11 protein-coding genes are annotated in these 8,478 nt (G+C 29.2%); 1 reads left to right on the top strand and 10 read right to left on the bottom strand.

The window, feature by feature from the left end:
- The 5 genes from VIM70_RS02960 to VIM70_RS02940 form a co-directional block, all read right to left on the bottom strand.
- A partial coding sequence (locus VIM70_RS02960) for a pLS20_p028 family conjugation system transmembrane protein (protein WP_349257518.1) occupies positions 1-759 on the bottom strand: 759 nt, incomplete at its 3' end.
- Positions 760-900: 141 nt separating this feature from the next.
- Positions 901-1,131 carry a hypothetical protein gene (locus VIM70_RS02955; protein ID WP_331943979.1) on the bottom strand — a complete coding sequence of 77 codons (231 nt, stop codon included), beginning with the start codon at positions 1,129-1,131 and terminating at the stop codon, positions 901-903.
- Positions 1,132-1,190: 59 nt separating this feature from the next.
- Positions 1,191-1,589, bottom strand: coding sequence for an RNA polymerase subunit sigma-24 (locus VIM70_RS02950; RefSeq protein WP_331943977.1), 399 nt, complete (start codon positions 1,587-1,589; stop codon positions 1,191-1,193).
- 63 nt (positions 1,590-1,652) lie between these two features.
- The gene (locus VIM70_RS02945) at positions 1,653-1,868 is read right to left on the bottom strand and encodes a helix-turn-helix transcriptional regulator (protein ID WP_331943975.1); all 216 of its coding nucleotides are present in this window, start codon (positions 1,866-1,868) and stop codon (positions 1,653-1,655) included.
- 94 nt (positions 1,869-1,962) lie between these two features.
- Positions 1,963-2,118: a hypothetical protein gene (locus tag VIM70_RS02940; protein WP_331943973.1), complete on the bottom strand. Its 156-nt coding sequence runs from the start codon at positions 2,116-2,118 to the stop codon at positions 1,963-1,965.
- A gap of 545 nt (positions 2,119-2,663) precedes the next feature.
- On the opposite strand from VIM70_RS02940, the gene VIM70_RS02935 reads away from it, so the two are divergent.
- Positions 2,664-3,728: a replication initiation protein gene (locus tag VIM70_RS02935; RefSeq protein WP_331943971.1), complete on the top strand. Its 1,065-nt coding sequence runs from the start codon at positions 2,664-2,666 to the stop codon at positions 3,726-3,728.
- Between the two features lie 879 nt (positions 3,729-4,607).
- Here VIM70_RS02935 and VIM70_RS02930 read toward each other — a convergent pair.
- The 5 genes from VIM70_RS02930 to VIM70_RS02910 all read right to left on the bottom strand — a co-directional run bounded on the left by VIM70_RS02930 (position 4,608) and on the right by VIM70_RS02910 (position 8,449).
- Positions 4,608-5,108 (bottom strand): hypothetical protein, encoded by a 501-nt coding sequence (locus VIM70_RS02930; RefSeq protein ID WP_331943970.1) that lies wholly within the window; start codon positions 5,106-5,108, stop codon positions 4,608-4,610.
- Between the two features lie 59 nt (positions 5,109-5,167).
- Positions 5,168-5,614, bottom strand: coding sequence for a cell wall hydrolase (locus VIM70_RS02925; protein ID WP_331943969.1), 447 nt, complete (start codon positions 5,612-5,614; stop codon positions 5,168-5,170).
- A gap of 283 nt (positions 5,615-5,897) precedes the next feature.
- Positions 5,898-6,407 carry a DNA topology modulation protein FlaR gene (locus VIM70_RS02920; protein WP_331943968.1) on the bottom strand — a complete coding sequence of 170 codons (510 nt, stop codon included), beginning with the start codon at positions 6,405-6,407 and terminating at the stop codon, positions 5,898-5,900.
- Between the two features lie 161 nt (positions 6,408-6,568).
- Complete coding sequence (locus tag VIM70_RS02915; protein WP_331943967.1) at positions 6,569-7,522, bottom strand: aminoglycoside phosphotransferase family protein; 954 nt, start codon at positions 7,520-7,522, stop codon at positions 6,569-6,571.
- A gap of 84 nt (positions 7,523-7,606) precedes the next feature.
- A complete protein-coding gene (locus VIM70_RS02910) occupies positions 7,607-8,449 on the bottom strand; it encodes a hypothetical protein (RefSeq protein ID WP_331943966.1) in 843 nt (280 codons plus the stop codon).
- Positions 8,450-8,478 lie beyond the last annotated feature (29 nt).

Raw genomic sequence — 8,478 nt, 5'->3', positions numbered from 1 at the left:
TGTTGCACCAATTACTCCAAGTGACACAATAATATTTAAGAAGTTAATATTATATCTATAATAATATTCTTTCCAAAATGTCATCCATCCTTGGTTAAGCTTTTCTGTAGTTAACTTCCCATCTGTATCTGTTGCTATTTTCACACCAAATACATCTTTATTTTTAATATTAGACTTATTAATAAAATCTGGTTCAATAATTGATGCTGGGTCTATATACCGTATGTTTTTGACATCAATTTCATTAGGACTTTTTAAACCATCTATATCATCTTTTTTAAAACTTTCTTTATCGTAAAGCAAAACATCTGTTATATTACTTTTTATAATTTGATTAGTTAAATCTGACGGAGCTCCTTTTACTGCACTTACACCAAGATTAGTTAATCCATTCATTTTGTCCATTGCCATAGGTAAAACTAGAATTACAGCTAAGGCTACCAAAATATTTGTACCTATTTTTTTGAACTGTTTGCTTTGAGAAAACATTAATTGATATCCAATTCCTAATAACGAAAGTGCAAACAATACTACTATTAATGGTTTAACACTATTTATAAAATCTACAACATGGGGATCATTATAAAATTTATCTAATACAAATAGTTTATCTGTAATAGCAGAAATGGAATCTACGATATAGCCTAAAACTTTGACAATGCCCCAAAATAATTCTCTCATTGTTCTAGCCAAAATTGTATCTAAATTAAGAACATTTGAATAATCTTGTAGTATTTTTAAAAGCTGGTCTGTACTCAATTTATTAGCTCCTTTCTATTTTATAAAAATAATAGCCTTAAAACAAATAAATATAAGAGCAAATGAAGTATATGACATAAAACATGCCCTATACTTCATTTGCTCTTATTATGTTCCCAAATTGTTTTCTTTAATAATTCCTTAAAAATTTATCTTACTACCTAGCGACGTTGCTAGTGCATTTGCACCTTTTATTATAATAAAAGCTACTGTAGAACTTATAAATACTTTTTTTGCACTTCCACTTCCTTGTTGACCACCTACGAACAACATTTCATATCCTCCAAATAATAATGCTAACGCATAACATACTACTGCTGGTATTTGCAACCATGTTATAAAGCTTGTAATTCCAGATACTAACTGTTCCATTAATTATCATTCCCCTTTTTTATTTTTTAGATTTATACTAGTGAACTTGTCCTCTTTTATTAATAGCTTTTGGGTACTGCATAAGTCCTAAGCCCTCTACTTTCATCAAAAACTAATTTTTTATGATTTTTACTTAAAATATAAGATTGTCTATTAACCTTTAAAAAACTATAATCTCCAATACTCTCGTTAGGCATTATACCATAGTTTTTTTCTTCCCTTATTTCCTTTAGATCATTTACACTAAGAAAATTACTATGTTCAAATTCAAATCCATAGTCTGTTTCTGTATTTTGACTCTTTCTTTCTGCTTTTCTAATAAGCTGTTCTTCTTTAGCATTTCTAGAGATAAATTTTCTTACTGCCTCAGATGTTGAACCAATTTCGTTTCCAATTTCTTTATAGCTTAAACCTTTAATATATAATTCTATTACTTTTTTCTTCTCTATATCACCCATTTCTTTCCCCCTAATTTTTGTAAATTTGTCCGTTTTTTGATGATTTTGGACGTAACTCTAACCCTAATTTTTTTCTTGATTTTCACAAATATCAAATAGATTGTCATTTTCATATGCCAGCAACTCTTTGATTTTTAACAATATTTTAAAGCTTGGGTCCCGAGTACCATTTTCAATTTTTGAATATCCCATTCTTGTTAATCCAATTTTATCTGCTATGTTTTGTTGTGTCATATGTTTTTTAAGTCTCATCTCTTTTAGTATTTTTCTAACAATCAATTATTCCTACCCCTCCTATTGTTTTAAAATGTCATATTTATTTCCATTTGTTAAAAACAATTGTATGACATTTTATGCCGCTTGTCAAGTGATATTATTTATTTGATTTTTTGATTTTTTCTAACATTGCATTTTCGCACCAATTAGACAATGTTCTATTTTCTTCTTTTGCTAGTTTTACTATGATTTCTTTATTTTTTAGTGATATGCGTAACATTATTCTTTCAGTTTTTCCATCTAAATTTGCCATTTTAAACCTCCTATTCTTAATATAAACATAAGACAAAAACGTACTGTTGTCAAATAGTTGTTTTATCAAATAATTTAATAAAAATTGAGAACAACCACAGTTGTTGTATAGTAAAAAGTATAGTAAAGGTATAGTAGGAATCTGCAAACCAAGTTGTACCAGTGGGTATAAGGTTGTAGGTACGGAAGGAATGGCTAGAAATAGGGGGGTGACTTTCCGCTTTTCCTTATGTAATGTGGTTTTATATCTATAAATTTATAATTGATTTCAAACAACAATTACTAATCTTTTTACGGTTGTTGTTTTAAGTGTTTTACAGTACTTTGTTTTAAGTGCTTTGGGCGACCTTCTAACCCAGTAATACCAATGCTTTCAAAAATCTATTATGACACTTGCATACCTAACTATGACATTTGCATACCTAAAATAAAATCTATTATGACACTTGCATACCTAACTATGACACTTGCATACCTAACTATGACATGACATTATAGTTGACATGTCATAGTTAAAATGTTAATATATTCTTATGAGGTGATATTATGGATAACAATTATTTAGTTACTAAGTCAAATTATTTTATTATGAATAGCCATTATGATTTAAGTCTCGAGGAGCAAAAACTTATTTTAACTCTTGCTAGTATGGTTCAGCCAGAAGATGAAGATTTTAAATCTTATAAATTTAGAATAGCTGATTTTATGAAACTTCTAGGGGTTGAAAACAAATCAAAATATGTTGTGATTCCTAAGATAACTAAGGAACTTATGAAAAAGGTTTTTGAAATTGAAGAAGGCAAAAAGCTTATACAGACTGCTTGGCTTAGTGGGGCAATGTATGAAAAGGGAACTGGATATGTAGAGCTAACCTTTAGTTCTTACTTAAAACCATATATGTTGAAACTCAATAATATGTTTACTCAATATAAATTATCTAATATTTTATCTATGAAAAGCAAGTATTCACCTAGATTATATGAAATTTTAAAATGTAATGAATTCAAAAAACAGGGCTATATAGAAATTAAAGTTGAAGAACTAAGGAAATTATTGAAAGTCGACAATAGATACCCTTTATATGCTGATTTTAAAAGAAGAGTAATAGAACAAGGACAAAAAGAATTAAAAAAAATGAGTGATATAAATTTTGAATTTGAAGAAATTAGACTTGGTAGGAAGATTACAAGCTTAAAAATTTATATTCATACCAATAAGTCGATTGATAAAGCTAAAGAACCTACATTTTTGCCAACTGCTGAAAATGAAGTATCTGCAACAATTGAGGAACCAGAAAAAGAAACTCCAATTAAAAAAGTTATGAGCATAATGAGTGATAGTAAAATAACAGCTCTTGAAGCTAAAAAAATATATGATAGTTCTAAAAAAAATCTTGAAACAATTAAAAAAGTGTATGACGATGGTAAAAATAAGGATATACCCAATTTTATAGGATGGATGATAAGCATGGTTAAACCAGGGGTTTACATAGAACCAAAGAAAAATTATGCTAAAGGTGCTTTTAATAATTATGAGCAACGTGCGTATGACGGTTCAGATGGCGGAATGGATTTTGATGAATTAGAAAAAAAATTATTAAGTTTGGGATAAAGACGAGGTTGGAGAAGAAATTCAACTATTTTTTTATAAATAATAGTTGAATTTAAAACTACCGCACTTACGTTTGCTACTACCGCATTACGTATAGGGCAAAAAAACGCCCTATATTTCATTTGGTTTTACTTCAAAACACTCTATTTAATCTTTTTCTTGAATATACAAATATTTTGCTAATAAATTCATGTATAAACATATTTAGACAAAAAAATCTATTTTGATTACTATATAAGCAATAACGTAAAAAATAGACTCGATTAGAGCCTTTTTAAAGGCAATGTAAGCATAGTTAAGTGTAATTGCATACCCGACAATTAAGAAGCTACTACACAACCTTTAAATGATTGGCATTACTTGTTAGAATATTTTTCTATAAATTCTAATAATGCTATAGAATAAAGGTCTTGCAGAAGTTTATCCAATCATTATTAACATTATCATACACTTTTATTAATCTGCTTTTTAAATTTTCATCCATTAATGATTTTATAGTCAGTTAAATTCAAATAAAATTTTATTTAAATTTAAAACTAAAGTTTAGCTATTAAGAGAGGGATATCAAGCCTATATCATGTAACACAAAAATAAATTAAATAAAACTACAATGTTAAAAAGATCGTATAAAGGTATACCCTTATGAGTTTTTTATAAAACTTAATATCATTGATTAACATAGTGTAAAGATAAATCTAGTTATACAATACAATACGTTATGTTAAACTAATATCAGCTATTATAATTTATTTTATTGGTTTATTCAAAGAAACCTAGTATTTTCAATGCTTTTAAGGTTTTAGTCCAGTTATACAGAATATATCTTGTGTTAAACTCACATGATGTTAGTAGTTCTTCATTTTTATTAGGTATTAAGTATTAAGTATTAATAGCTATTTTAAAAACTGTTACAAACTTAATAGAGTATATATCACACATTGTTAAATCATTTGTATTAATATCCTTAAGGATAATAAAACTAATTCCAACCTCTTGTAAAATGCCTGATCTATCTTGAAAGGTACTAGTTCCAAGTAAAAAACTTACTTTTATATATTTACCTATTTGTGTTTTTAACCAGCCTTGATTATATAGTGGATTATTTATTATAAGTGTATCAGGTGCTATTTTAGGGACCTGATTAGTATCAGAAGTGGTGGGGCTAGTATTAGGGACTTGTGGTTTAACATCTGATGTTGGTGGTTTAGTAGCAGTAGCAGCAGGAGTTGGTGGTTTAGTAACAACATGCGTTTTGGGCATAGGCCCTTGTCTTGGATCATCATCCATACTAAATCTTGGCATCATTGGATATCCAGAAAACATAGGAACACCATTCCACATTGGGACTTGATTAAAATTATTAGGTTGTGTTATAAACATAAAATATCCTCCTTAAATTTATAATGAAACCATCATATAAAGGTGTCGGTAGTAATTATTCACTTAGTTTTAGCATAGAGTGCTGTGGGATCGTAAAAGCAATGATCGCCAACGCTAACTTGAAATGAACCACTACCATTAAAAGGAAAAAGATGTGGACAGCCTGGGTTAAAAGGATTAAAGTACCACAATGCTTCACCTGTTGTATTTAATCTATTGCCAGCTATAGCCCAATCAGCAATATCATAATGTATCTGTTCTGGCGTATTTGAATAAATGGTTTGTGGATTAGCCACGCCAGCAAGCTCAGCGGTTACACAAGTAAATTCTCCTGGTTGAAGTATGACTTTTCTTAAATCACCTTGACCTGTCCTAAGATACTCACCATCGGCTACGTTTACTCTGTTCATAACTACACAAGCAACGGCCTTCATTCCATTTTCTCCTTGTCCACCAGCTTCACATTTTATTATTCTAGCTAATAACTCTCTATCACTGTAAGCCATTAATACTCACCGCCTTAAATTACTTTACAGTATTATTATATCGTGGATGATAATAATGGTACCTAAAAAAGTAAAACGAGACAACTGATATACCTATATAGTTGAAATATGAAATATTTTAAGAAACTTAAATTTCACGACATTTGTTTTGTTTCCTTATGTGGTTTTTTATACAATTCAGTGTATGAGTTATACAGAATATGCCTTGTGTTAAATTCAGACACTAGTAAACCCATATCTAATGATATGGATTTACTAGTGTCGACATATATGACAGCCTGACTCATTTTATTTCGTATGTATTATAGCAAAAATCGATAGCACCATTTGCATTTTTAAATCTTTTATATCTTAACCCACATTGCAATAATTCGGATATTAACTGTTTTCTATCATTATTAAATTCATGATGCCACTTTATATTCATCCATAAAAACTTTAATGTTGGCTTGGTGTTATATGATTCTTCCCCCGTTCTTTGCCGAATCCAGCGTCTTAAAATTCTATACAATCGTATAAAGGACTTTGTATCTAAAAAAATAATATAATCGCAATATTCATAACGCTTTTTTAAGTATTTTCTTGGTGAACCTTCCATTACCCAGTTTTTACTCGTCAGTATATCCATGAACATTCTTTCTCTTTCTTTATCTGGACGCCTAACATCACCGTTTCTTGTCCTCATCCAAACTAAATTATCTTGTTCATAACAAGGAATATGAAATTCTTCTGCTATCCTACGTGATAACGAGGTCTTTCCACTACCAACAGCCCCGATAATATCAATTTTCAAATTACACCTCCCAATAAGTAAATAGGTAATCCTTGTATCGCAATATTGTACGGATGCGTACTAACTAAATATTATGCTTTGCATACATATTAAACGTAAAATACGAAGATATCGAATTAACTCATTATGGTCATAATTTTAAAGACAAATATCAACATCCATCAATTCAAAATAGATTTGATGGAAGATATGACCTCTTCATTTTCTCTAACATAACGCTCTTTATTGTCAAAGCGAATTAGAGATATATAAGCATCGAAAATTCCATCTAAAATAGAATATATTTTTGAACGGATAATTCCGTCCAACGTATCCTTTGAGCTACAACCATAGCCTTTCCAAAAGGCCTGTGGCTTATATGATAAATCTACCAAATCCCATAGAGGGTCTCCAAAAATGCACCTACCCATATCAATAATTGCTTCAAAGGAAAATTCTTCTTCATTCTTATTCACCAAAACATTTCCAAAGCCCAAATCCCAATGCACCATACATGGAGTAATAACCTTATCAAAAGCACCTTTATTTTGATTGATAATTTCATTTACAGAGCAATAAAAATGTTCATCATAAAGAGAATATTCTCTCGTCTTGTTTAGTAATTCTTTCGTATATGCACATACAAAATCATACCAACTGTTATATTCTCCCCAATTATCTTCACGCTTCCAACCAAATTTTTCTACTTTAATTTGGTGCATTTTCTTTACATAATATCCATATACCTCATAACATTTTTCACCACAATCTTCATTTGGCAGTATAGAATCAAAGGATATATATGGAATATATTTCGTTACTAAATATTCTCGATTAATTATTTCTCCAGGAGGAGAATACTTTATAACATCTAATGTTGGAATACCGTGTTCTCGAAGAAGGTTATAACAATATGCTTCTCCAGATAAAGATGATTTTTCAAATCTAAGCCATGATTGAAATTCGAGTGGCTCAACCAATTTTATTACAAATCCATCCTTTACTACATCTGTCTTTACAAGATAATTACTATTTGCATAACCACCTAGAAACGATATATTGGTTATATTAACTTGATTTCCACATAAATCTGTTATTATTTTTCTTATCTCATTTTTTGGTACACATCGATCCATCTTATCCCCCAAATATCATATTATTTAAGTAATCTTATGTACGCTCTTAATTACTATTGTGACGTAGTATAAGAATGCTGCGAATTATAAGTTGGCTTCTATAATTGAGTTAATCCTCGTCTTAAGTAAATCAATATTAAATGTAGAATTATTAACTTTATATTTAACTAATTCAAGTGAATCATAAGCATCACGTTCAAGTCTACTTCTTGCTTCAAGGACTTGTATAACTCCGTCTAATTCTTTTAGATTATTAGATAACCCATAACCTTGGTTTGTATAATAGTCTTTAAACCCTTCAAACCACTCTTTTGATCTTTCACATACAACCCTATTAAAAGACGCTTTAATATCTTCTTGTTCCACATATATTAAGACAGGCTTTAATGGTACAATTTTTTCAGCTAAACTATTTATATAACTCATAGTAACATCTTTTGAAGAGTTGTTTTTAACCATACTCACTGTCACTGGGTTTTGAATAAAACAACATTCAAATATAACAACCTTATCTTCATTAAGATAATTATTAACAAAGTCATTCCATCTGCTTAATATTAATTCTGTATGAATCTTTATTGGCAATTCATATATATCATTTTTAGTTATATCATTAAACAATTCATCTTCAAATGACATTTGTTGTTCTTCAATGGCTTTTCTATATGGAATTAGGTATCCATGATAATATTTAATCTTTATTTTATCCAATACATCTTTACTGACTGAATGAGCTTGTTGCAATACATTAAAGTCCTTACTACTAAAATAAGCTACTCCATCAAAATCTGCTGGATGATTATAATTACCTTCACAATAGAGTTCTGTATTAATACCTTTGTATTTAAGAATATCATATACTATTTGAGCTGTTGTTGACTTTCCTGACCCTGGTAAACCCTCTACAATAATCAATTTAGTCGTCATTTCTATTCCACCTTATTCTAATTTTTTAA

This window comes from Clostridium sp., assembly GCF_036569345.1.
Taxonomy (GTDB): domain Bacteria; phylum Bacillota; class Clostridia; order Clostridiales; family Clostridiaceae; genus Clostridium_AD.
This window is presented reverse-complemented; position numbering and strand designations above follow the sequence as displayed.